The sequence below is a fragment of the Nocardioides ganghwensis genome, assembly GCF_014779655.1.
GTDB lineage: Bacteria > Actinomycetota > Actinomycetes > Propionibacteriales > Nocardioidaceae > Nocardioides > Nocardioides ganghwensis.
Window position 1 is genome coordinate 186,722 of sequence record NZ_JACXYX010000012.1, and the last position, 20,962, is coordinate 207,683.

Consider the following 20,962-nt stretch of genomic DNA (forward strand, 5'->3'; position numbering starts at 1 on the left):
GTAGGGGTGGATTTGGTCGGCCTCAGGCGATCGCGGTGTGGAGGCGGACCTGCTTGACGGTCGTCGCGCCGGTGCCGTCGAGGTCGAGCTCGCGGTGGGCCGTGTCCGGGGCCCATCCAGCCTCGGTGAGGAAGGTGCGGAGCGCGTCGTCGCCGGCGTTGACCCACGTCACGGCGCGGCTGAACCTGTCGGCGGCCAACGTGTCCACGGCCGCCTGGAGGAGCCGGGAACCGTGCCCCTTGGCGCGCTCGGCGGGGTCGAGGGTGACCTCGGCCAGCTCTCCGTCGGCCACGGGGTCGCAGTCGGGGTCGGCGGCCGGGCAGGTCAGCGCGAAGCCCACCACGCGGTTGCGCTCAAGGGCCACCAGCACCCGGTTGCGGGCGTCGGCAGGCCTGGCCAGGGACTGGCGCCACTGGGCCGCGACCGCCTCGACGTCGTTGGGGAACGCCTCAGCGGGGAGCAGGCCGGCGTACAGCTCGGGCCACGCCCGCACCTGCACGGCGGCGATCGCGTCGGCGTCGTCGGCCCAGGCCACTCGCACGGAGACGTCGGCGGTCGGGCCGCCGGAGTGGCTGTGTGTCATCGGCGGGGGCTCATCGATAGGTCTCGGGGAGCTTCTCGCCGATCCTGACCTGCGCCTTGGGCAGGCGCAGGAACTTCATCTGCAGCGAGCGCATCGCGGCGTAGAGCGTCGTGCCCTTCAGCGGCTCGTCGGGGAAGCGGCGGGAGAGCTCGCGGCGCAGGCGGAAGCGGAGCATCACGATGTCGAACACGATCACCAGCAGCGTGGTGAACAGGACGGTGTTGCCGAGCTGGATCATGCTCGGGTTGCCGGAGTAGCCGAGCACCATCGACACGATCAGCAGCGGGACCATGAGCTCGATGAACGAGAAGCGCGAGTCGACGAAGTCGCGGATGAAGCGGCGTACGGGGCCCCGGTCGCGGCTCGGCAGGTAGCGCTCGTCCCCGGTCTTCATCGCGGCGCGCATCTTGCGGGACGCGTCGCCGCGGGCGGCGCGCTGGGCGGCCGCCTGCTCCTTGCGGGTCCGCGGCACCTTGGCGCGAGCACGTGCGGCGGCCTCGGCCTCCTTGCGCGACGGAGTGGGGCGGCCCTTGCCGCCCACCTTGTCGGTGGTCGGCGGGAGGTCGGGCTCGGGGGTGGAACGTCGGAACACGGGTGCTGCCTTCACGTGACTTCGGGGAGGGACCGGACGGTGATCGGCAGGGGCCGATCGGGGTGCCGGGGGGATGTGGCGACCAGCCTATCGCCGCGACCCGCCGGGACCGGTGTCGCGCCGATGCCCTACCTCCGGCTTGGGTTTGGTTCTAGGGTGAGGACACAGTCCGCACGTCTCCGGACGTCACAGCCACCACCCCCGCATGACCAAGAGAGGGTCTCCACCCCGATGAGTCTCATGAAGCGCATCAGCCTGATCTTCCGTTCCAAGGCCAACAAGGCCCTGGACAAGGCGGAGGACCCCCGCGAGACCCTCGACTACAGCTACCAGCGCCAGCTCGAGCTGCTCTCCAAGGTGCGGAGGGGCGTCGCCGACGTCGCCACCAGCCGCAAGCGGGTCGAGCTCCAGGTCAACCAGCTCGAACAGCAGGCCGCCAAGCTGCAGGGGCAGGCCGAGAAGGCGATCGGCGCGGGCCGCGAGGACCTCGCCCGCGAGGCGCTGACCCGCAAGTCCGGGCTCGCCTCCCAGATCACCAGCCTCAAGGAGCAGCAGGCCACGCTCCAGGGCGAGGAGGAGAAGCTCGTCCTGGCCCAGCAGCGGCTGCAGGCCAAGGTCGAGGCGTTCCGCACCCGCAAGGAGACGATCAAGGCGACCTACACCGCCGCGGAGGCGCAGACGCGCATCGGCGAGGCGATGTCGGGCATCGGCGAGGAGATGGGCGACGTCGGCCTCGCCATCCAGCGGGCCGAGGACAAGACCGCCCAGATGCAGGCGCGGGGCCAGGCCATCGACGAGCTCATCGCCTCCGGCGCGCTCGACGACGCCTCGCAGCTCAACGCCGGCGACGACATCTCCCGCGAGCTCGACGCGCTCAGCTCCGGCTCCGACGTCGAGGCCGAGCTGGCCCGGCTCAAGGCCTCCAGCACCCCGCAGGCCATCGAGGCGGGCGAGGACGGCGGCGACATCCTGGCCGCCGAGCCCGAGGCCGTGCGCACCGAGGGCGAGTCCACCGAGGGCGGACGGGCATGATCGTCCGCATCCTCGGCGAGGGTCAGTACGACCTCGACGACCACGCCCTCGACGCCCTCAACGGCCTCGACAACCAGATCGAGCACGCCATCGAGTCCGGTGACGAGGCGATGTTCCGCACCGCGCTCGAGGGCCTGCTCGCCGCCGTGCGCTCCAGCGGCACGCACCACGCGCTGGAGTCCCTCGACGAGTCCGACCTGATCCTGCCGCCCCCGGACGCGACGATCGACGAGGTCCGTGAGCTCCTGGGCGACGACGGCCTGATCCCTGGCTGACAGGCCCCTTCCGGTGGCCACCTCGCGTTTCATCAAGGACTCCGGGCTCACCGCCCGGATGACCCTCACCATGTTCCTGCTCGGGGCGCTCTTCGTCGGCCTCGTGGTCGGGGTGATCTACGCCGTCGGCTGGGGCTACGCACCGGTCGTGGCGGTGATCGCGATCGGCATGGCGTTCTGGCAGTGGTGGAGCTCCGACTCGGTCGCCATGCGGGCGATGCGTGCCCGGGAGGTGTCAACCGAGGAGGCGCCCGAGCTGCACGGCATGATCGACCGGCTGTGCGCACTGGCCGACATGCCGAAGCCACGGGTCGGCATCTCGGACCTCGCGGTGCCCAACGCCTTCGCGACCGGTCGCTCGCCCGACCGCGCGGTCGTGTGCGTCACCACCGGGATCCTCCAGACGCTCGACGCGGAGGAGCTCGAGGCCGTCCTGGCCCACGAGCTCAGCCACGTCGCGCACCGCGACGTGCTCGTGATGACCGTCGCCTCCTCCGCCGGCATCGCGGCCGGCCTGCTGATGCGCTTCGCCCAGTTCGGTGGGATGGGACGCTCCCGCAACAGCAGCAGCCTCCCGGCCGTGCTGGTGGCCGTGGTCGTGAGCCTCGTCGTGTACGCCGTGAGCTACCTGCTGCTGCGGCTGCTCTCGCGCTACCGCGAGCTCAGCGCCGACCGCGCGGGCGCCTACCTGACGCTCAAGCCGGGGGCGCTGGCCCGCGCGCTGCAGAAGATCAGCGGAGAGGCGGCCGCCACCCCGCAGCGTGACCTGCGAGCCGGCAGCGCCGCCAGCGCCCTGTGCATCGTCCCGGCCCTCAGCGGCGGCCTCAGCGGCCTGATGGCGACCCACCCGCCGCTCCAGCAGCGGCTCGAGCAGCTGGCCCGCATCCAGGCCGAGCTGAGCCGGCCGACCGGCTGAGGCGCGACGATGGGACTGTGGGAGGCGATGCGGGGTCGGGTGCAGCCGCGACGCAACAACCTCGACGCGCTCTTCCACGTGCCGAGCGCGGCGATCACGCTCCAGACGGCGCTCGGGTTCGAGCCGACGGGCACCGGGTCGGTCTGCTACCGCTCCGCGGCCGGGGCCGCCTTCGCGCAGACCCAAGCCGACATGCTCGCGCTGATCCGCGACGACCCGGAGGCGCCGGACGTCGAGGTCACCGAGGACGACTTCGGCTTCACCTGGCTCGTCGTCACCGGCGACAAGGCCGACATGGCGGGGCTGTGCACGGACCTCCACGCCGTCAACACCACGCTCGAGCTCAACGGCTTCGAGTCGGGGCTGCTGTGCTCGATGGTGCCGTTCGTCAACGCCTCCGGCCAGCGCTTCGGCCTGACCTACCTCTACAAGCAGGGCACGTTCTACCCGTTCGCACCCACCGGCGATCAGTCCCGTGACACCCTGCTCGAGTTGTCCGTGCGCGACCTGCTGGGAGAGGAGCTGCCGATGGAGCCCGACCTGCAGCGGTGGCTGGCGGTCTGGAAGGCGCCGGGGCTGTGAGCGCACCGGCCGACGACCGGCGTCGCGAGCGCGTGCTGGCGGCGTACGACGTGCTGGGGCGTCCACCCCGCCGCGAGCTCGACGCGCTCGTCGAGCTCGCCGCCCAGGTGGCCGGGGTGCCCTTCGCAGCGGTCAACCTCTTCAGCAGCGACGCCCAGCACCCGGTGGCCACGTCGGGCTTCGAGGGACACAGCACGCCGATGGACAACGCCATGTGTCGCCTCGTCGTCGAGTCGGGCGAGCCGATCATGGTCGAGGACGCCGCGCGCGACGCGCGGTTCGCGGGGAACCCGTGGACGACCGGAGAGCTCGCCGACGTGCGCTACTACGGCTCGCAGCCGCTGCGCACCCCCTCCGGCGTCGTCATCGGCACGCTGTGCGTCTTCGACAACGAGGTGCACCAGGTCACGCCGGAGGCGGCCAGGGGCCTCGAGCAGCTCGCCGACCGCGTCGTCGACGTGCTGGAGCTGGAGCTCGCCTCCCGCCGCCTCAGCGAGGTCAATGCGCGGCTCAGCACCTCCAACGACCGCCTGGCCCACTTCGCCGGCCAGGTGAGCCACGACCTCAAGAACCCCCTGACGGCGATCTCGCTGTCCCTCGAGGCGCTCGAGCTCGAGATCACCGACCCCTACCAGACCGACACGCTCGCGCGGGCCCGTCGGGGCGTCGACCGGATGGGCGAGCTGATCAGCAACCTCCTGGAGTTCGCGTCGCAGGGGGTCGCGCCCGGTGACGACGTCGTCGACCTCGACGCCGAGCTGGCCTCGGCCCTCGACGACCTCGACGGCCGGGTCCCACGCGGAAGCGTACGCACCGGACCGCTCCCGCCCGCCCGCGGCGACGCGGCCCAGCTGCGGTCGGTGCTGATGAACCTGCTCGACAACGCGGCGAAGTTCACCGTCGACGGGGCAGAGCCCGAGATCGAGGTGGAGGCGGTGCTCCGCGACGGCCACAGCCGGGTCGAGGTGCGCGACCGCGGCCGCGGCGTGCCCGACGACAAGCACGAGCGGGTCTTCGCCCCGCTCTCCCGGCTCGACAAGACCGTCGACGGCACGGGCATCGGCCTGGCCACGTGCCGGCGGATCGTGGAGGCCCACGGCGGTTCGATGGGGGTGGAGGAGCGCGTGGGTGGCGGGTCGGTCTTCTGGTTCGAGCTGCCGCTCGTCGTGGCCTGAGCCCAGCCCGCAGTCGCTAGGGCAGCCTGGCGTGCTTCATCTGCCGGGAGGCGTACACGTGCCCCACGACGACGCCGTCGAGCCACGCAGTGAGCCGCTGCGCCTCCTGCTCGAGGGCCGCCCGGCCGTCGGGCCCGACCTCCTCGAGGAGCGACAGCCGTACGGTGCCGGCGTCGTCCTGCACCCAGCAGCCCACGACGCGTCCGTCCCACCACGCGGTGGTGCCGGCGTTGCCGTTGGTGTCGAAGAGGAAGGGCACGTGGGCCGGGTCGAGGTAGAACGCCCGCGACTTCCACCCCATGACGGTCGGGTCGAGGGTCGGCAGGAGCGCGGCCCAGGGCTCGACCGGACCGGTGTCGTCGACGTCGTCAGGGTTGACCCAGCCGGTCGAGCCGTCGTCGAGCACGACCTCGACCGCTCCGACGTCGGCCAGGGCGCGGGTGACGGCGGTCTTGGTGGAGCCGAGCCACCACTGCAGGTCCGCGGCCGTGCCCGGCCCGAAGGTGGCCAGCCAGCGGCGGACGAGCTCGGCGTAGCCGGCGGCCTCCTCGAGCGGGTCCGGCACCGGCCCCAGCCAGTCGACGGTCCGCGTCCAGGTGGGCTTGTTCAACCGCCAGTGGCCGGCGTTGCGGCCCCGCAGGATCGCGCCCTCCAGGCCGAGGTGCGTGAGCACCCACGGAGCGACCGGCACGGGCCGGTCGTACGGCTTGTCGGTGTCGCCGCCGATCATCCCGGCGAGCTCCGGCAGCTCGGCGCGGAGCTCGGAGGTGGAGGCCGGCCCGGCGGCCAGGCGCGTGAGCACGGCCGCGCGGGCCGCGTCGAGCCAGGCGTCGCCGTCCTCGGCGATGCGGGCGCCCGCGATGGCCTTGGCGATGCGCTTGCGCTCCGACGTCGCGACCCGGGCCGACGCGCTGCCCCACGCCGCGGGCAGCAGCTCGCGGGGGAAGACGAAGAGCGTGCGGCGCATGGCGAGCTGCTTGACCACCCGACGCGCCTCGTAGAGCTCGTCGTCGACGTCGGCGGGCTCGAGCCCGTCCGAGCGCGCCGCCACGGCGAGGTGAACGGTGGCCGCCTCGGTGGCGTGCAGCACCGTCATCGCGTCGGTGACGGCGGTGACGGAGTCGAGTCGGTACGCCGGCGCGAGGCCGTGGCGCACCGCGATCCGGCGGCGGCGCTCGGCGTCGCCGATCGTGCGCAGTGCGGTCATCGGGCCCCGTGGTCCGACTCAGTCGCGGTGCGACTTGCCCGGCAGGTCGAGCATCCGCTGGAGCGCCACGAGCGCGTCGGCCTCGGTCTCGGGGTCGACGGTCACCTGGTTGACGACCGTCCCGGCGACCAGGCTCTCCAGCGCCCAGACCAGGTGCGGCAGGTCGATGCGGTTCATCGTCGAGCAGTAGCAGACGTTGCGGTCGAGGAAGACGATCGTCTTGTCGGGATGGGCGTCGGCCAGCCGCTTGACGAGGTTGAGCTCGGTGCCGATCGCCCAGACCGTGCCGGGTTCGGCGGCCTCGATGGTCTTGATGATGAACTCGGTCGACCCCACCAGGTCCGCCTTGAGCACCACCTCGTGCTTGCACTCGGGGTGGACCAGGATGTTGATGCCGGGGTGCTGGGCCCGCAGCTCGTCGACGACGTCCTCGGAGAACCGGCCGTGCACCGAGCAGTGGCCCTTCCAGAGGATCATCCGCGCGTTGCGGAGCTCCTCGACGGTCAGGCCGCCGCCGGGCTGAAGCGGGTCCCACACGACACACTCGTCGAGTCCGATGCCCATCTGGAGCACGGCGGTGTTGCGGCCGAGGTGCTGGTCGGGGAGGAAGAGCACCTTGGCGTCGCCGTCGCCCTTCTGGGCGAACGCCCAGTCGAGCGCGACGTCGGCGTTGGAGGACGTGCAGACCACGCCCCCGTTGCGGCCGCAGAACGCCTTGATGTCGGCGCTGGAGTTCATGTAGGTGACCGGGACGACCGCGTCCTGGATGCCCGCGTCGGCCATCGCGTCCCAGGCGTCCTCGACCTGGCGCAGCCGGGCCATGTCGGCCATCGAGCAGCCGGCCGCGAGGTCGGGGAGCACGACCTGCTGGCTCGGCGCGGTGAGGATGTCGGCCGACTCGGCCATGAAGTGCACGCCGCAGAAGACGATGAACTCGGCGTCGGGTCGCGCCGCGGCGTCGCGGGCGAGCTTGAACGAGTCCCCGGTGACGTCGGCGAACTGGATGACCTCGTCACGCTGGTAGTGGTGGCCGAGCACGAAGACGCGCTCTCCGAGCGCCTCCTTGGCCGCGCGGGCGCGGGCGACGAGGTCGGGGTCGGACGCCGCGGGCAGGTCGCCCGGGCACTCGACGCCGCGCTCGGCGTCGAGGTCACGGCCCTTGCCGAGGGGGAGGAGCGGCAGGTCGACGAGGCTCATGTCCCGATCCTATGGCGGCGCCCAGCGGGACCGGCACCCGCTCAGCGCACGCGGACGGGGGTGAGGCGGTTGTCGAGCCCTCCGTGGCCGAGCTGACCCGCGGTCCCGTACCCCCAGCACCACGCCGTACCGCCTCGCATGCCGCAGGTGTGGGTGAGCGCCAGCCGGACCGTGGTCCAGCGCCCGTCCTGCCGGTACGGCGTGAAGCGGGGCTCGAGGGACCCGTTGCCGACGGTGCCGTGCTCGTTGGAGCCCCAGCACCACGCGCGGCGGTCGGTGCGTACGCCGCAGGTGCCCGAGCCCAGCGTCTCCAGCTCGGACCACCGCCCGGGGAGCCGGTGCAGGCCCGTGACCTCGGTGCCGGGGCCCGCCCCGGCCGTACCCACGCCGTTCCAGCCCCAGCAGGCTCCGCGTCCGGTGACGGTGATCCCGCAGGTGGTCGGACCGCCGGGATCGACGTCCCGCCACCGGCCGGGCAGGGTGCGCACGACCTCCACGTCGCTCGGGGCACCGGGTCGGACCTGTCCGGTCGTGTTCTCCCCCCAGCACGCGGCGCGGCCGGAGGGGCGTACGCCGCAGCCCGTGCCGCCGTCGACCGCGACGGTCCGCCACCGCCCGGGGATCCGCTGGGGGACGCCGGTGCTCGTGTTGTTGCCGTTGGCCAGCTGGTTGTGGTCGCCGCGTCCCCAGCACCAGGCGGACGCGTCCCGCCCGGTGGCGCAGGAGGTGGCGCCCGGGGTGACCGAGGTGAAGCCCCGCCCCAGCCGCTTGGGCTCGACGACGTAGAGGGTGTCGACGCCGCCCGCCTGACCGTTGTTGTCGTGCCCCCAGCAGTAGAGGGCGCCACCGGTGCGGATGCCGCAGGTGGTGTCGCCGTCCGTGCGGATCTCGCGCCACCGGCCCGGCACCCGCTGTGGCCGCGGCTGGGAGTAGCCCGAGACCGGTCGAGCCAGCTGGCCCATGTCGTTGCGTCCCCAGCAGTAGCCGCGTCCACGGGTGCGTACGCCGCAGCTGACGCCGCCGGCGTTCTCGAACTGGACCCAGCGTCCGGCGATGCGCTGGGGACGTGGCACGAAGCCGTCCGTCCCCTCGGGACCGAGCGCGCCCCAGCCGTTGCTGCCCCAGCACCACACCCGGTCCCCGGAACCGCGACCGCCCGAGGCCGTCGCGCAGCTGGCCTGCCAGGTGGTCGAGACGTCGGTGAAGGCGGGCAGGGCGCGGGAGTCCTGCGCCGGCCGGGCCGATGTGGGGCTCGCCGGGCCCACGAGCGGGAACGCGGCGGCCGTCACGGCAGCGAGGGAGGCGACGAGAGTCGTCAGCAGTCTGGTCACCCGTGTACCATCTGCCCGAGGGGGTGAGCGCGCCACACCCGCAGGAGTGCCATGCTCTCGGCATGCCACGACGCGGTGAGGTGCTGGCCCTGGTGCAGGCCGGGGGACAGGGGTCCCGGATGGACGTCCTGACGAGGGAGCGCGCCAAACCGGCGCTGCCCTACGGCGGGGTGCACAAGCTCATCGACTTCGCGCTGTCGGGTCTCGTGCACGCCGACCTCGCGGACGTCTGGGTCTCCCTGGAGTACCAGGTGACGTCCATCGACGACTACCTCTCGGGCGGGCGTCCCTGGAGCCTGGACCGCAATCGCGGCGGCTTCCGCCGGATCGTCCCGCAGACCGGCACCGGGCCGGCGACCGAGAGCGGGTTCGCCCACGGCAACGGGGACCTGTTGCTGCGGATGTCGGCCGACATCGAGTCGTTCGGAGCCCGCACGCTCGTGGTGTGCAGCGCCGACCACGTGTTCAACATGGACCTCGCCCCGGTGGTGGAGGAGCACGTCGCCGCCGGCCGGGTGGCCACGGTCCTGACGAGCGAGGTCACCAAGAAGGACGCGTCCGACAACGTCGTCGTCCTCGCCGGCCGGGACGGCACGATCACCGCAGTCGAGGACAAGCCGTCACGCCCGTCGGCGGGCAGGGTCGCGACCGAGATCTTCGTCTACGACACCGAGGTGCTGCTCGACACGCTGCGCGACCTGCGGCGCGAGCTGTCGGGCGCGGCCTCGGACGGCCAGGACGAGGCCGACGGCGACAGCGGGATCGGCGACTTCGGTGAGCACCTGCTCCCGCGACTGGCCGCGACCGGTCGGGCCGTCGCCGTGCCGCTCACCGGCTACTGGCGCGACGTGGGCCAGCCGGGGCTCTACCTCCAGTCCCACCGCGACCTGCTGGCCGGCAAGGTGGACGTCTTCGACGCCCCCGACCGGCCCGTCATCTCGCACTGGCCGGACCGGCCCGCCTCGCGCGTACGGGCCACGGGGGAGTGTCGCGACTCCCTGCTGTCCCCGGGCGCCGACGTCGCCGGGCTCGTCTCGGGCAGCGTGCTCGGCCCGGGCGTCGTGGTCGAGAAGGGTGCCGAGGTCCACGACAGCGTCGTGATGGAGGACTGCGTCATCCGCGCTGGCGCCGTGGTCCGTACGACCGTGCTGGACGAGCGCTGCGAGGTGCTCGCGGGCGCACGGGTCGGCGCGGAGCCGACGCGTCGGCTCGCCCACGACGACGACCTCGTGCTGGTGGGCCGCGACTCGCGGGTGTCGGGCCGCATCGCGGCCGGGGCACGCCTGGAGCCGGGGTCCGCGACCTGAGGGTCTAGAGCAGCGAGCCGTGGTGGACGTACGGTGCCGGCGGCTTCATCTGGCGCACGCAGAGGTAGCCGTTGGTGTAGATCGCCAGCCGGGCCGCCAGCCCGACGTCGAGCGCCCACGCGTTGGCCGCGGTGATGTGGCGGACCTCGACCTGCGCCCCGGGGGTGGAGGACGCGAGCGCCTCCCACATCAGCCCCGACGCCGTGCGCCGGTTGGTCGCGGCGACCAGCACGGGGACGCCGTCGTCGTCGACGTAGGCGTAGCCCGAGCCGGTGGTGTGGTCCGTGACGACCAGCCGGAACTGGTCGAGCAAGAGGTCGTGGTCGTCGAGGTGCGCGGCGCCCCGCGTCCTGCGGTCGACGGAGTTCATCAGCTCCACGTCAGCGGCGGTGCCCTCGCGGACGCGCTCGACGACGGGGATGGCGCTGCGGTCGACGACGCCGGTGAGCAGCATCTGGGGGTGCAGGTCGAACCCGGCGAGCCGGTAGCGGCGGACGGCCCCGGGGTCGGCGCTGGCCGCGAACATGCCGCGCAGGCAGCCCCGGCCGTGGTGCATGGCCGCGGCCATCAGCTGGGTGCCGATGCCTCGGCCCTGCTGGTCGGGCCGCACCGCGAACGAGGCGAGGATCCACATCAGCTCGCGCACGCGTGACACGGCACCGCCGACGACCTCGCCGTCGACCTCGGCCACCCAGCAGCCGCCGGGGTCGGTGGCGAGCGCGCGGCCGGTCCGTCGCATCCAGTGGGCGTTGCGGCCGGGCGGACGGCGTACGGGGTCGGGCCAGGCCCGCTGGTAGGTGCGCGCGTCGACCTCGAAGTAGCTGGTCGCGGTGATCTCGCCGAACGCCTCGAGGTCCTCCTCGCGCATCGGCCGGACGACCGGAGCGGTCACGACACGTGGGCGGCGTACCGCTCGAGCAGCTCGCCCCAGTGCGTGAACTTCTCGCGGACCTCCTCGGTGCCGGGGACCCAGCCGCTGTGCACCAGCCGCACCAGCGTGCCCTCGGGTCCCTCGGTGAAGCGGACGTCGAGGACGGTCGCCTCGTCCTCGGGGTGGTCGAGCCAGAGCTCCTGCGTGTAGTGGCCGATGGGGTCCCACTTCATCACGCGTCCCCAGACGAACTCATCGTCGCCGTGCACGGACGCGACGGGGCCCTCGGGGTCGATCGAGATCCCGGTGAAGGTGGCGGGCTCGGGGGTCAGCATCGGGTCCCACCACTCGCCCATCTGGGCGGTGAAGCCGACGAAGGCCTCGGTGGTGCTGACCGGGACCGTGACCTCGGCGACGACGGGTTCGATCATGCGGTGTCCAGGCTCATGGCCCAAGCATGCCCGACGCACCCGTTGCGAGGCAGTGCTGGATCATGGGCGCCATGCGCGTGCTGATCGCCCCCGACAAGTTCGCCGGCACCCTGACCGCCGTCCAGGCCGCGGAGGCGATCGCCGCGGGCTGGCGTCGGCAGGCGCCCGGCGACGACCTCGACCTCGCGCCGATGGCCGACGGCGGCCCCGGCTTCGTCGACGTGCTGCACGCGGCCCTCGGCGGGGAGCTGTCCGCCGTCACCGTCAGCGGCCCGCACGGGTCGCCGGTGCCCGCCGTGGTGCTCCGCGTCGGCGACACGGCGTACGTCGAGAGCGCGCAGGCCGCCGGCCTGCACCTGACCTCCGGGCCTTCCGGCTCCGACTCCGGCGATGTCGGGACCGGCGATGCCGGGACCGGCCATGTCGAGACCGCGACCAGCGCAGGCGTCGGTGAGCTCGTCCTGGCGGCGGTGGAGGGCGGTGCGACGACGGTCGTGGTCGGCCTCGGCGGGTCGGGCACCAACGACGGGGGCGCCGGCGTCCTGGCTGCGCTGGGCGCCACGGCGGACTGCGTCCTCGACGGCGGGCCCGCCGCGCTCGCCGGGGTGACGTCGGTCGACCTCGCCCCGGCACGGGCGCGCCTGGCCGGCGTCACGCTGGTCGCCGCCAGCGACGTCGACAACCCGCTGACCGGGCTCTTCGGCGCGACGAAGACCTTCGGCCCCCAGAAGGGCCTCGCCGAGGACCGGATCGCCGAGGTGGACGGCTGGCTGGAGTCCTTCGCGGCGGCCACGGACCGGCGTACGTCCCTGGAGAAGGGGGCGGGCGCCGCGGGCGGGATCGGGTACGCGCTGCTCGCGCTCGGCGCCACCCGCGAGCCGGGCATCGCCCTGGTCGCCGAGGCGGTCTCCCTGGCCTCACGGGCGCGCGCTGCCGACCTGGTGGTCACGGGGGAGGGCGCCTTCGACTTCTCCAGCCGTGCCGGCAAGGTCCCCTACGGCGTCGCCGGCATCGCGTCGGAGGCCCTGCGTCCCTGTGTCGCCCTCGCCGGCCAGGTGCTCGTCGGCTCCCGCGAGATGCGGGCCCTCGGCATCGAGTCGGCGTACTCGCTCGTGGAGCTGGTGGGGGAGGAGCGGGCCCTCGGCGCCCCCGCCGAGGCCCTCGCGGACCTCGCGGCCCGGGTTGCGCGGACCTGGTCGCGCTGAGCGGCGCGCCGGGCCCGCGTAGACACGCGGACACAACCTCTCGACTCGGCGGCGTCCCACGCTCAGCACCTCGCGCCGGCGTGACTTCTGTCCGCGTGTGTACGGGCGCGGGCGCGAGCACGGGGAATATCGGCCGGTGTGCGACCATTGAAGCAAGCAGTAACCCGAGACTTCTGGAGTGATGAGATGACCGAGCAGGTCGAGACCACCGAGCGCCGCACCGACCAGATCAACCTCTCCGCTGTCGCCGCCGGCAAGGTGAAGAGCCTCCTCGAGCAGGAGGGTCGCGACGACCTGGCCCTGCGCATCTCCGTGCAGCCGGGTGGCTGCTCGGGCCTGCGCTACCAGCTCTTCTTCGACGAGCGCACGCTCGACGGCGACGTGACCACCGACTTCGACGGCGTGACCGTCGTCGTCGACCGGATGAGCGTCCCCTACCTCAACGGTGCCGAGATCGACTTCGTCGACACCATCGAGAAGCAGGGCTTCACGATCGACAACCCCAACGCCACCGGCTCCTGCGCCTGCGGCGACTCTTTCCACTGATCTGACACGACGTAGGGCCCCAGCCGGTCGGCTGGGGCCCTTCGTCATGCGTACGGTCGCCGTACGCAGCGGAGTCGTCAATCCAGGTGCAGGTGCAGCGCGTTGGCGATACGGGCGGCGGCGTCGGAGACCCGGATCTCGCGCTTGCCGACCTCGATCGGGTAGTCGTCGAACCGGAGGCTCGGGGCCGGGGTCACGGCCGCCTTTGCGGCGCGCTCGAGGCGACCCTGCAGGCCGAGGTTGCGGCTGGCCTCACGACCGTCGGCGGCCATCTCGGCAGGGGTCCCCAGCTCGTCGCCGGCGAGGGAGGAGGGGCGTCGCGAAGTCGTCATACAAGCGACCGTATTGGCTACTGATGCGTATCCCGAGCTGTACCGAAAGGTAGTGTTTCGAGTCGTGTCCCTCCTCGTAGCCGGATCCATCGCGACCGACCACCTGATGTCCTTCCCGGGCAGGTTCAACGACAGCCTGGTCGTCGACCAGCTCGACAAGCTGTCGGTGTCCTTCCTGGTCGAGGACCTGGAGGTGCGTCGCGGCGGGTGCGCGGCCAACATCTGCTTCGGCCTCGGCAACCTGGGCCTGCGTCCGGTGCTCGTCGGGGCGGTCGGCGAGGACTTCGCCGAGTACCGCTCCTGGCTCGAGCGGCACAACGTCGACTGCGACTCGGTGCACGTCTCCGAGACCCGCCACACCGCACGCTTCGTGTGCACCAACGACAGCGCGCACGCACAGATCGCCAGCTTCTACGCCGGGGCGATGAGCGAGTCGCGCGAGATCGAGCTCAAGCCGATCGTGGACCGGGTCGGCGAGCCCGACTACGTGATCATCGGTCCCGACGACCCGATGGGCATGCTGCGCCACACCGAGGAGTGCCGCCAGCGCGGCTACCGCTTCCTGGCCGACCCCTCCCAGCAGCTCGCGTTCGGCGACGGCGAGCTGATCCGGCCGCTCATCGACGGCGCGGACATCCTGTTCTCCAACGAGTACGAGGCGAGCCTGATCACCCAGAAGACCGGCTGGTCCCGCGAGGACGTCCTCTCGCGCGTCGGCACCTGGGTGGTCACCCTCGGGCCCGCCGGCGTCCGCATCGACCGCGAGGGCGAGGAGTCGGTCCTGGTGCCCGCGGTGCCCGAGATCGAGAAGATCGAGCCGACCGGTGTCGGCGACGCCTTCCGCGCCGGCTTCATGGCCGCGCTCACCTGGGGCCTCGGCCACGAGCGCGCCGCCCAGCTCGGCTGCCTGCTCGCGGTCTACGTCGTGGAGCAGGTCGGCACCCAGGAGTACGAGATCTCCCGCAGCGACTTCCTCGCCCGCTGCGCCGCGACCTACGGCGACGACGCGGTCGCCGACTTCGAGCCGCACCTCAAGACGATCCGACCCTGACGCGTCGTACGACGTAGCGCGGGGCGCCGTCGTCGGCTGCGTCCGCGCCGACGTACTCCTGCTGCTTCATCCGGCACCAGGCCGGTACGTCGACCGCGGCGGCGGGGTCGCGCGCGACCACCGCGAGCAGCTCGCCGACCTCGACGTCGGCGAGGTGCCTGGCCAGCTCGATGACGGGCATCGGGCACGGCATCTCGCGGCAGTCGAGCTCGAGCGCGACCTCGTGGGCGGGGCTCACAGGCCCACCCGCGAACGGATCTCGGCCACGACCCCGGGCAGCGCGTCGCAGAACGCGTCGACGTCGGCCCGCGTCGTCCCGCGCTGGAGCGAGAGGCGCACGTTGCCGTGGGTCAGCACGCCCATCGCCTCCAGCACGTGGCTGGGGATCAGCGTGGACGCCGTGCACGCCGATCCGCTGGCGATCCCGAACCCGCGGCGGTCGAGCTCGGTGACCAGCGCCTCGCCGTCGACGTAGAGGCACGAGAACGTCACGAGGTGGGGGAGGCGGCGGTCGGGGTCACCGACGACCTCGACGTCGGGCACCTCGGCGGTGACGCGGCGGCGTACGACGTCGACGAGCTCGTGCTGGCGGGCGTTGACCTCGTCGCGCTCGGCCACGACCGCCTGCAGAGAGGCGGCCGCGGCGAGGACGGCGGGGACGTTCTCGAAGCCGGTGGAACGCTCGTCGACCCGGTCGTCGCCGGGGAACGGGTTGCGCCACCTGGCGCGCTTGCGGACCAGCAGCACGCCGACCCCGGCCGGCCCGCCCCACTTGTGGGCCGAACCGGCGGCCGCGGCCCAGCCGTCGGGCAGCGGCAGCCGGCCCATGGACGCGCAGGCATCGGTGAAGAGGGGCACGTCGTCGGGCAGCTCGAGGTCCCCGACGTCCTGGACGGTGCCGACCTCGTGGTTGGCGGTCTGGAGGGCGACGACGCCGGTGCCCGGAGCGATCGCGCCCCTGACGAGGTCGCCGGCATCGACGCGGCCGTCTCCCGTGACGCCCACCTCGTCGCCCCGGGCGCCCCACGCCACGGCGTGCCGTACCGCGGAGTGCTCGACGGCCGAGTGCACGACCCCGTCGCCACGGCGTGAGCCGCGCACGAGCCCGAGCAGCCCGAGGTGGACCGCGTGGGTGCCGCTGGGGGTGAAGGTGACCTCGTCGGGGCGTACGCCGAGCGCGTCCGCCGTGGCCTCGCGCGCGTTGTCGAGCAGGAGCCGCGCCTCCCGGCCGGCGCGGTGCAGCCGCCGCGGGTCGGCGTACCCCCGGTCGAGGGCGGCCAGCAGCACCTCGCGGGCCGCGGGGTGCAGCGGCGCGGACGAGGCGGCGTCGAGGTCGCCTGGGCCGGTCGAAGCGGCAGTCACAGGGGCAACTTATGCCACGTGACGCCCGGTGCAGGCGCGAGGACGGAGCCTGACCTGCACGGATCGCCCGACACCCGACCCTGCCCGGCACGCTGTGGCCGGTTGGGGATACTCTCTGTACGTCGAAAAGGACCGAGAGAGAGGCTCGTCAGTGGGTCTGCAAGTCCCCAACCTTTCAGGCGTGCCTGCGAGGCGCACCCTGAAGGTCGCGCTGCTGGGCGTGACGATGCTGGTTCTGGCCGGATGCTCCGAGGCCGACCAGCACCAGATCCGCAACCTCGCGATGCCCGACCGCGCCAGCGCCGAAGGTCCCTACACCTACGAGCTGTGGAAGTGGGCCTGGGTCGCCGCCATGGTGACCGGCGTCATCGTCTGGGGCCTCATCTTCTACGCCGTGGTGAAGTTCCGTCGCCGCAGCGACGACGAGGTCCCGCGGCAGACGCGCTACAACCTGCCGCTCGAGGTCTTCTACACGATCGCCCCGGTGCTGATGTGCGTGGTGTTCTTCTTCCACACCGTGCGCGTCCAGGACGAGGTCATCAAGCTCGACGACAACCCCGACATGACCGTGGAGGTGCTCGGCCAGCAGTGGTCGTGGACCTTCAACCACGGCGTCGGTGAGCAGGAGAACCCGTCCGCCTCGGGCGAGGACGGCGAGTTCGCCTACAGCTCCTACGTCTACACCTCGGGCACCGGCGCACAGATCCCGACGCTGGTCATCCCGGTCGACCAGACCATCCAGTTCAACCTGCACTCGCCCGACGTGATCCACGACTTCGGCGTGCCGTCGTTCCTCGTCAAGATGGACGTCATCCCCGGCCGGGTCAACAAGCTCCAGGTCACCCCGACCGTCGAGGGGGAGTACGTCGGCAAGTGCTACGAGCTCTGCGGTGTCTCGCACTCGCGGATGCTCTTCAACGTCGAGGTCGTCAGCCAGTCGGACTACGAGGCCTACCTCGCCGACCTGGCCGAGGCCGGCAACACCGCCGAGGCGCCCATTCTCGGCGGCAGCTACGTCCGGGACCAGGCCGGTCTCGATGACGAGTCGGAAGGACACAGCGAGTGAGTGCCGCAACCACCGCCACGCCGCACGCCGCGGCACCGCCGCCGGAGCGCAAGCCCCTGGGTGAGCAGGCCGTGCGCATCCTCACCACCACCGATCACAAGCTGATCGGCAAGATGTACCTGATCACGTCGTTCGCGTGGTTCCTGATCGCCGGCCTGATGGCCATGCTGATCCGCTCCGAGCTGGCCTACCCCGGCTCGCAGGTCGTCAACGACCAGCTCTACAACCAGCTGTTCACGATGCACGGCACGATCATGCTGCTGCTGTTCGCCACGCCGCTGTTCTTCGGCTTCGCCAACGTGATCATGCCGCTGCAGATCGGTGCGCCCGACGTGGCGTTCCCCCGCCTCAACATGTTCAGCTACTGGCTGTTCCTGTTCGGCGGCCTCATCGCGGCGTCCGGCTTCCTCACACCGCAGGGCGCCGCCGACTTCGGCTGGTTCGCCTACACGCCGCTGTCCGACGCCGTACGCAGCCCGGGCGTCGGTGGCGACCTCTGGATCATGGGCCTCTGGATGGCCGGCCTCGGCTCGATCCTCGGTGGCGTCAACTTCATCACCACGATCATCTGCATGCGCGCGCCCGGCATGACCATGTTCCGGATGCCGATCTTCGTGTGGAACACGCTGATCACCAGCATGCTCGTGATCCTGGTCTTCCCGATCCTCGCCGGCGCGCTGCTCTCGCTCGAGGCCGACCGCATCCTCGGCGCCCACGTGTTCGACCCGTCCCACGGCGGGCCGATCCTGTGGCAGCATCTCTTCTGGTTCTTCGGCCACCCCGAGGTCTACATCATCGCCCTGCCGTTCTTCGGCATCATCTCCGAGATCCTCCCGGTCTTCAGCCGCAAGCCGATCTTCGGCTACGTCGGCCTGGTCGCCGCGACCCTCGGCATCGCGATGCTCTCGGTGGCCGTGTGGGCCCACCACATGTTCGTCACCGGCGCGGTCGACCTGCCGTTCTTCTCCGGCATGACGTTCCTCATCGCCGTGCCGACAGGCGTGAAGTTCTTCAACTGGATCGGCACGATGTGGGGCGGGTCCCTGTCCTTCGACACCCCCATGCTGTGGTCGATCGGCTTCCTCACGACCTTCCTCTTCGGTGGTCTCACCGGAGTCATCCTGGCCAGCCCGCCGCTGGACTTCCACGTGTCCGACTCCTACTTCGTGGTGGCGCACTTCCACTACGTCGTGTTCGGCACCGTGGTGTTCGCGATGTTCGCCGGGTTCTACTTCTGGTGGCCCAAGATGACCGGCAAGATGCTCGACGAGCGTCTCGGCAAGCTGCACTTCTGGATCCTGTTCATCGGCTTCCACACCACCTTCCTCGTCCAGCACTGGCTGGGTGTCGAGGGCATGCCGCGCCGCTACGCCGACTACCTGCCCGAGGACGGCTTCACCACCCTCAACCAGATCTCGACGGTGGGTGCCTTCCTGCTCGGCGCCTCGACGCTGCCGTTCCTCTACAACGTCTACGTCTCCGCCAAGGGGCCGAAGGTCGAGGTGGACGACCCGTGGGGTTGGGGCCGCTCGCTGGAGTGGGCCACCAGCTCCCCGCCGCCGCGCCACAACTTCCACACGCTGCCGCGCATCCGCTCCGAGTCGCCGGCCTTCGACCTGCACCACCCGGAGATCGCGCTGCTCGAGCTGGCCGACAACGAGGCCGAGCGCAACGGTGACGTCGCCGACGCCCCGGAGGTGGACGGTCGCGAGGAGATGCTGCGCAACCGGGCCGACTCGCCCGCCGAGCCCCACAAGCCCACCGAGGAGGACGACCGATGAAGGCCGAGGCATGGATCTTCGGTATCACCGCGCTGTTCATCGCGGTGGTCACCCCGGCCTACTGGTTCCTCGCCGAGGACTGGACCGGCACCACCGCGCTCGTCATGACCGCCCTGCTGTTCGGCATGGTCACGATGTACCTCGGGTTCCACGCCTCGCGCATGGACGCACGCCCCGAGGACCGCAAGGACGGCGAGATCGCCGACGGCGCCGGTGAGCTGGGGTTCTTCCCGCCCTACTCGTGGTGGCCGCTGTGGTGCGCCCTCGCCCTCGGCGTGATCGTCTACGGCACGGCGATGTCGGCCTGGTGGCTGGTCATCATCGGCTTCACCGTCGGCGCGGTCGTGACGTGCGGGTTCGTCTTCGAGTACTACCGCGGCGAGCACGCCCACTGAGCCACGCGCACTTTTCGGAAGGACCCGTCCAGGACGTACTCTGGACGGGTTCTTCTGTTTCCACCGCCCGTCCCGGGCGGGCGCTCTGCACGGGGGTTGGTCGCATGCGCTCACGCGCACTCGGTTCCACGCACGCCGCACGCCGTCGTACGACCGTCGCGGCGACGCTGCTGGTGCTGTCGGGGGGCCTGGCCGCGTGCAGCACGCCGTCCGGCTCCGTTGACAACGCCGAGGGCGGTCCGGGAGCCCCTGGCGCCACCGAGGACGCCAGGCCGGCCCCGGTCCGGCTGACGACCAGCTTCGCCGACGCGGCCGCCGTACCGATCGACGAGCCCGTCACCGTGACCGCCAGTGGTGGCTCGCTGGACACCGTACGTGTCACCTCGCCCGCTGGACCTGTGGAGGGCACCGTGGCGGACGGCACGTGGACGTCCTCGAGCCTGCTGGAGCCCGGCACCGACTACTCGATCACCGCCACCGCGACGCGTGCCGACGGCCGCAGCGTCGAGCGCACGCGCTCGTTCCACACCGTCGACCTCACCCTCGACGAGCAGACGTACGCCGCCGTCGCGCCGCTCGACGGCGAGACCGTCGGCGTGGGGATGCCGGTGGTGGTGACCTTCGACCTGCCGGTCACCGACCGGGCGCTGTTCGAGAAGCACATGCGCGTCACCAGCACGCCCACGCAGAAGGGCTCCTGGTACTGGCTGAGCGACCGCGAGGTGCACTACCGGCCCGCGCGCTACTGGAAGGCCGGCACCGACGTCTCCGTCGACCTCGACATCAACAGCCTGCCCGCCGGCAACGGGATCTACGGGCAGGAGTCGCGCAGCATCGACTTCCAGGTGGGCGACTCCGTCGTCAGCCGTGTCGACGTCAGCACCCACACGATGCGCACGTTCGTCAACGGCGAGCTCGCCCGCACCATGCCGATCAGCGCGGGCAAGGCGGGTTGGGAGACGCGTTCGGGCACCAAGGTCATCATCGAGAAGTTCCGCCGCAAGAGGATGAGCGCCGCCACGATCGGCGTCGACGAGTCGGACCCGGAGTTCTACGACCTCTCCAACGTGCAGTACGCGATGCGGGTCACCTACTCCGGCGAGTTCCTCCACGCCGCACCCTGGTCGACCGGCTCCCAGGGCAGCGCCAACGTGTCCCACGGCTGCGTCGGGATGAGCCTGGCCGACGCCCAGTGGCTCTACGACCGCACCAGCCGGGGCGACGTCGTCGAGGTCACCGGCTCGAACCGGCAGATGACCCTCGAGAACGGCTTCGGGGACTGGAACCTCTCCGCCGCCGAGTGGGAGCAGGGCTCCGCGCTCTCCTGAGCGTCCCGCGGCGCGCGGGGGAGCGGTGGCCCAGCCACCTTTGGGGCCTGTCGGATGTGGCTCTGGCACCGCCCGCGGGCGTGTCGTACGGCGTGCGCGGAGGAGCGGTGAGTGAGGCAGGGTCTCGTGCCCCAGAACATGTCTCACGCACCGCCCGCGGGCGTGTCGTACGGCGGCGCGGAGGGGAGCGGTGGCCCAGCCACCTTCGGGGCCTGCTGGGTGTGGCTCTGGCACCGCCCGCGGGCGTGTCGTACGGCGTGCGCGGGGGAGCGGTGGCCCTGTCGACGACGCTTGAAAACGAGGCCATAGCGACGGTCGAAAACGAGGCCACCCAGACAGATTGGATGGGTGATCTCTGTGGAGGATTGGGCTCTGATCCGGCGGCTGGTGGCGGACG

The 20,962-nt window shown here is 71.8% G+C and carries 23 protein-coding genes; 13 read left to right on the plus strand and 10 right to left on the minus strand.

Going from position 1 to position 20,962, the window contains the following annotated elements; all coding sequences use genetic code 11:
• Positions 1–22: 22 nt before the first annotated feature.
• Together IEZ24_RS15100 and IEZ24_RS15105 are read right to left on the minus strand one after the other, a co-directional pair.
• Positions 23–583, minus strand: coding sequence for a GNAT family N-acetyltransferase (locus IEZ24_RS15100; protein ID WP_129454797.1), 561 nt, complete (start codon positions 581–583; stop codon positions 23–25).
• A 10-nt stretch (positions 584–593) separates the two neighbouring features.
• Positions 594–1,175: a DUF3043 domain-containing protein gene (locus tag IEZ24_RS15105; protein WP_129454798.1), complete on the minus strand. Its 582-nt coding sequence runs from the start codon at positions 1,173–1,175 to the stop codon at positions 594–596.
• A 231-nt stretch (positions 1,176–1,406) separates the two neighbouring features.
• Here IEZ24_RS15105 and IEZ24_RS15110 point away from each other — a divergent pair, with 231 nt between their 5' ends.
• From IEZ24_RS15110 to IEZ24_RS15130, 5 genes are read left to right on the plus strand one after another with little or no spacing between them, the layout of a single operon-like run.
• The gene (locus IEZ24_RS15110) at positions 1,407–2,207 is read left to right on the plus strand and encodes a PspA/IM30 family protein (RefSeq protein WP_207206775.1); all 801 of its coding nucleotides are present in this window, start codon (positions 1,407–1,409) and stop codon (positions 2,205–2,207) included.
• Positions 2,204–2,482: a PspA-associated protein PspAA gene (gene pspAA, locus IEZ24_RS15115; RefSeq protein WP_129454799.1), complete on the plus strand. Its 279-nt coding sequence runs from the start codon at positions 2,204–2,206 to the stop codon at positions 2,480–2,482. Before IEZ24_RS15110 ends, pspAA begins: the two co-directional genes overlap by 4 nt.
• Positions 2,483–2,495: 13 nt before the next feature.
• Positions 2,496–3,398, plus strand: a complete 903-nt coding sequence (gene htpX / locus IEZ24_RS15120) for a zinc metalloprotease HtpX (RefSeq protein WP_129454800.1) — start codon at positions 2,496–2,498, stop codon at positions 3,396–3,398.
• A 9-nt stretch (positions 3,399–3,407) separates the two neighbouring features.
• On the plus strand, positions 3,408–3,980 hold the full coding sequence (pspAB, locus tag IEZ24_RS15125; RefSeq protein ID WP_129454801.1) for a PspA-associated protein PspAB: 573 nt from the start codon (positions 3,408–3,410) through the stop codon (positions 3,978–3,980).
• Positions 3,977–5,155, plus strand: coding sequence for a sensor histidine kinase (locus tag IEZ24_RS15130; RefSeq protein ID WP_165356057.1), 1,179 nt, complete (start codon positions 3,977–3,979; stop codon positions 5,153–5,155). The genes pspAB and IEZ24_RS15130 overlap by 4 nt, the downstream gene beginning before the upstream one ends.
• 16 nt (positions 5,156–5,171) lie before the next feature.
• Here IEZ24_RS15130 and IEZ24_RS15135 read toward each other — a convergent pair whose 3' ends face one another.
• From IEZ24_RS15135 to IEZ24_RS15145, 3 genes are read right to left on the minus strand one after another with little or no spacing between them, the layout of a single operon-like run.
• Positions 5,172–6,362: a winged helix DNA-binding domain-containing protein gene (locus tag IEZ24_RS15135; protein ID WP_224745358.1), complete on the minus strand. Its 1,191-nt coding sequence runs from the start codon at positions 6,360–6,362 to the stop codon at positions 5,172–5,174.
• Positions 6,363–6,380: 18 nt separating this feature from the next.
• The gene (gene nadA / locus IEZ24_RS15140) at positions 6,381–7,559 is read right to left on the minus strand and encodes a quinolinate synthase NadA (protein WP_129454803.1); all 1,179 of its coding nucleotides are present in this window, start codon (positions 7,557–7,559) and stop codon (positions 6,381–6,383) included.
• Between the two features lie 41 nt (positions 7,560–7,600).
• On the minus strand, positions 7,601–8,890 hold the full coding sequence (locus IEZ24_RS15145) for an RCC1 domain-containing protein (protein ID WP_165356058.1): 1,290 nt from the start codon (positions 8,888–8,890) through the stop codon (positions 7,601–7,603).
• A gap of 62 nt (positions 8,891–8,952) precedes the next feature.
• Between IEZ24_RS15145 and IEZ24_RS15150 the strand changes: the two genes are divergently transcribed.
• Positions 8,953–10,197 (plus strand): glucose-1-phosphate adenylyltransferase family protein, encoded by a 1,245-nt coding sequence (locus IEZ24_RS15150; protein WP_165356059.1) that lies wholly within the window; start codon positions 8,953–8,955, stop codon positions 10,195–10,197.
• A 4-nt stretch (positions 10,198–10,201) separates the two neighbouring features.
• Here IEZ24_RS15150 and IEZ24_RS15155 read toward each other — a convergent pair whose 3' ends face one another.
• Both IEZ24_RS15155 and IEZ24_RS15160 read right to left on the minus strand, forming a co-directional pair.
• Entirely contained in the window at positions 10,202–11,089 is an 888-nt protein-coding gene (locus tag IEZ24_RS15155; RefSeq protein ID WP_207206776.1) for a GNAT family N-acetyltransferase, read from the minus strand.
• Entirely contained in the window at positions 11,086–11,499 is a 414-nt protein-coding gene (locus tag IEZ24_RS15160; RefSeq protein ID WP_129454806.1) for an SRPBCC family protein, read from the minus strand. Before IEZ24_RS15160 ends, IEZ24_RS15155 begins: the two co-directional genes overlap by 4 nt.
• 71 nt (positions 11,500–11,570) lie before the next feature.
• Here IEZ24_RS15160 and IEZ24_RS15165 point away from each other — a divergent pair, with 71 nt between their 5' ends.
• Both IEZ24_RS15165 and erpA read left to right on the plus strand, forming a co-directional pair.
• Positions 11,571–12,704 carry a glycerate kinase family protein gene (locus tag IEZ24_RS15165; RefSeq protein ID WP_129454807.1) on the plus strand — a complete coding sequence of 378 codons (1,134 nt, stop codon included), beginning with the start codon at positions 11,571–11,573 and terminating at the stop codon, positions 12,702–12,704.
• 186 nt (positions 12,705–12,890) lie between these two features.
• On the plus strand, positions 12,891–13,250 hold the full coding sequence (erpA, locus tag IEZ24_RS15170) for an iron-sulfur cluster insertion protein ErpA (protein ID WP_090971856.1): 360 nt from the start codon (positions 12,891–12,893) through the stop codon (positions 13,248–13,250).
• 77 nt (positions 13,251–13,327) lie between these two features.
• Here the strand turns inward: erpA and IEZ24_RS15175 are convergent, their stop codons facing one another.
• Positions 13,328–13,582, minus strand: coding sequence for a hypothetical protein (locus IEZ24_RS15175; protein WP_129454808.1), 255 nt, complete (start codon positions 13,580–13,582; stop codon positions 13,328–13,330).
• Positions 13,583–13,646: 64 nt separating this feature from the next.
• Here IEZ24_RS15175 and IEZ24_RS15180 point away from each other — a divergent pair, with 64 nt between their 5' ends.
• Complete coding sequence (locus IEZ24_RS15180; protein ID WP_129454809.1) at positions 13,647–14,633, plus strand: carbohydrate kinase family protein; 987 nt, start codon at positions 13,647–13,649, stop codon at positions 14,631–14,633.
• Here IEZ24_RS15180 and IEZ24_RS15185 read toward each other — a convergent pair.
• On the minus strand, positions 14,614–14,871 hold the full coding sequence (locus tag IEZ24_RS15185; RefSeq protein WP_242498446.1) for a sulfurtransferase TusA family protein: 258 nt from the start codon (positions 14,869–14,871) through the stop codon (positions 14,614–14,616). The two genes, IEZ24_RS15180 and IEZ24_RS15185, sit on opposite strands and share 20 nt — an antisense overlap.
• On the minus strand, positions 14,868–15,995 hold the full coding sequence (locus tag IEZ24_RS15190; RefSeq protein WP_129454810.1) for a cysteine desulfurase family protein: 1,128 nt from the start codon (positions 15,993–15,995) through the stop codon (positions 14,868–14,870). Before IEZ24_RS15190 ends, IEZ24_RS15185 begins: the two co-directional genes overlap by 4 nt.
• Before the next feature lie 181 nt (positions 15,996–16,176).
• On the opposite strand from IEZ24_RS15190, the gene ctaC reads away from it, so the two are divergent.
• The 4 genes from ctaC (at position 16,177) to IEZ24_RS15210 (ending at position 20,565) form a co-directional block, all read left to right on the plus strand.
• The gene (gene ctaC / locus IEZ24_RS15195) at positions 16,177–17,061 is read left to right on the plus strand and encodes an aa3-type cytochrome oxidase subunit II (RefSeq protein ID WP_242498447.1); all 885 of its coding nucleotides are present in this window, start codon (positions 16,177–16,179) and stop codon (positions 17,059–17,061) included.
• A gap of 56 nt (positions 17,062–17,117) precedes the next feature.
• Positions 17,118–18,842 (plus strand): aa3-type cytochrome oxidase subunit I, encoded by a 1,725-nt coding sequence (gene ctaD / locus IEZ24_RS15200; RefSeq protein ID WP_224745394.1) that lies wholly within the window; start codon positions 17,118–17,120, stop codon positions 18,840–18,842.
• The gene (locus IEZ24_RS15205) at positions 18,839–19,237 is read left to right on the plus strand and encodes a cytochrome c oxidase subunit 4 (RefSeq protein ID WP_129454812.1); all 399 of its coding nucleotides are present in this window, start codon (positions 18,839–18,841) and stop codon (positions 19,235–19,237) included. Before ctaD ends, IEZ24_RS15205 begins: the two co-directional genes overlap by 4 nt.
• A 104-nt stretch (positions 19,238–19,341) precedes the next feature.
• On the plus strand, positions 19,342–20,565 hold the full coding sequence (locus IEZ24_RS15210; protein ID WP_129454813.1) for a L,D-transpeptidase: 1,224 nt from the start codon (positions 19,342–19,344) through the stop codon (positions 20,563–20,565).
• The last annotated feature ends 397 nt before the right edge of the window (positions 20,566–20,962 follow it).

Coding starts and splice junctions, on each gene's coding strand:
- IEZ24_RS15100 (WP_129454797.1), bottom strand. CDS start 583: ATGACACACAGCCACTCCGGCGGCCCGACCGCCGACGTCTCCGTGCGA.
- IEZ24_RS15110 (WP_207206775.1), top strand. CDS start 1,407: ATGAGTCTCATGAAGCGCATCAGCCTGATCTTCCGTTCCAAGGCCAAC.
- pspAA (WP_129454799.1), top strand. CDS start 2,204: ATGATCGTCCGCATCCTCGGCGAGGGTCAGTACGACCTCGACGACCAC.
- pspAB (WP_129454801.1), top strand. CDS start 3,408: ATGGGACTGTGGGAGGCGATGCGGGGTCGGGTGCAGCCGCGACGCAAC.
- IEZ24_RS15135 (WP_224745358.1), bottom strand. CDS start 6,362: ATGACCGCACTGCGCACGATCGGCGACGCCGAGCGCCGCCGCCGGATC.
- nadA (WP_129454803.1), bottom strand. CDS start 7,559: ATGAGCCTCGTCGACCTGCCGCTCCTCCCCCTCGGCAAGGGCCGTGAC.
- IEZ24_RS15150 (WP_165356059.1), top strand. CDS start 8,953: ATGCCACGACGCGGTGAGGTGCTGGCCCTGGTGCAGGCCGGGGGACAG.
- IEZ24_RS15160 (WP_129454806.1), bottom strand. CDS start 11,499: ATGATCGAACCCGTCGTCGCCGAGGTCACGGTCCCGGTCAGCACCACC.
- IEZ24_RS15165 (WP_129454807.1), top strand. CDS start 11,571: ATGCGCGTGCTGATCGCCCCCGACAAGTTCGCCGGCACCCTGACCGCC.
- erpA (WP_090971856.1), top strand. CDS start 12,891: ATGACCGAGCAGGTCGAGACCACCGAGCGCCGCACCGACCAGATCAAC.
- IEZ24_RS15175 (WP_129454808.1), bottom strand. CDS start 13,582: ATGACGACTTCGCGACGCCCCTCCTCCCTCGCCGGCGACGAGCTGGGG.
- IEZ24_RS15205 (WP_129454812.1), top strand. CDS start 18,839: ATGAAGGCCGAGGCATGGATCTTCGGTATCACCGCGCTGTTCATCGCG.
- IEZ24_RS15210 (WP_129454813.1), top strand. CDS start 19,342: ATGCGCTCACGCGCACTCGGTTCCACGCACGCCGCACGCCGTCGTACG.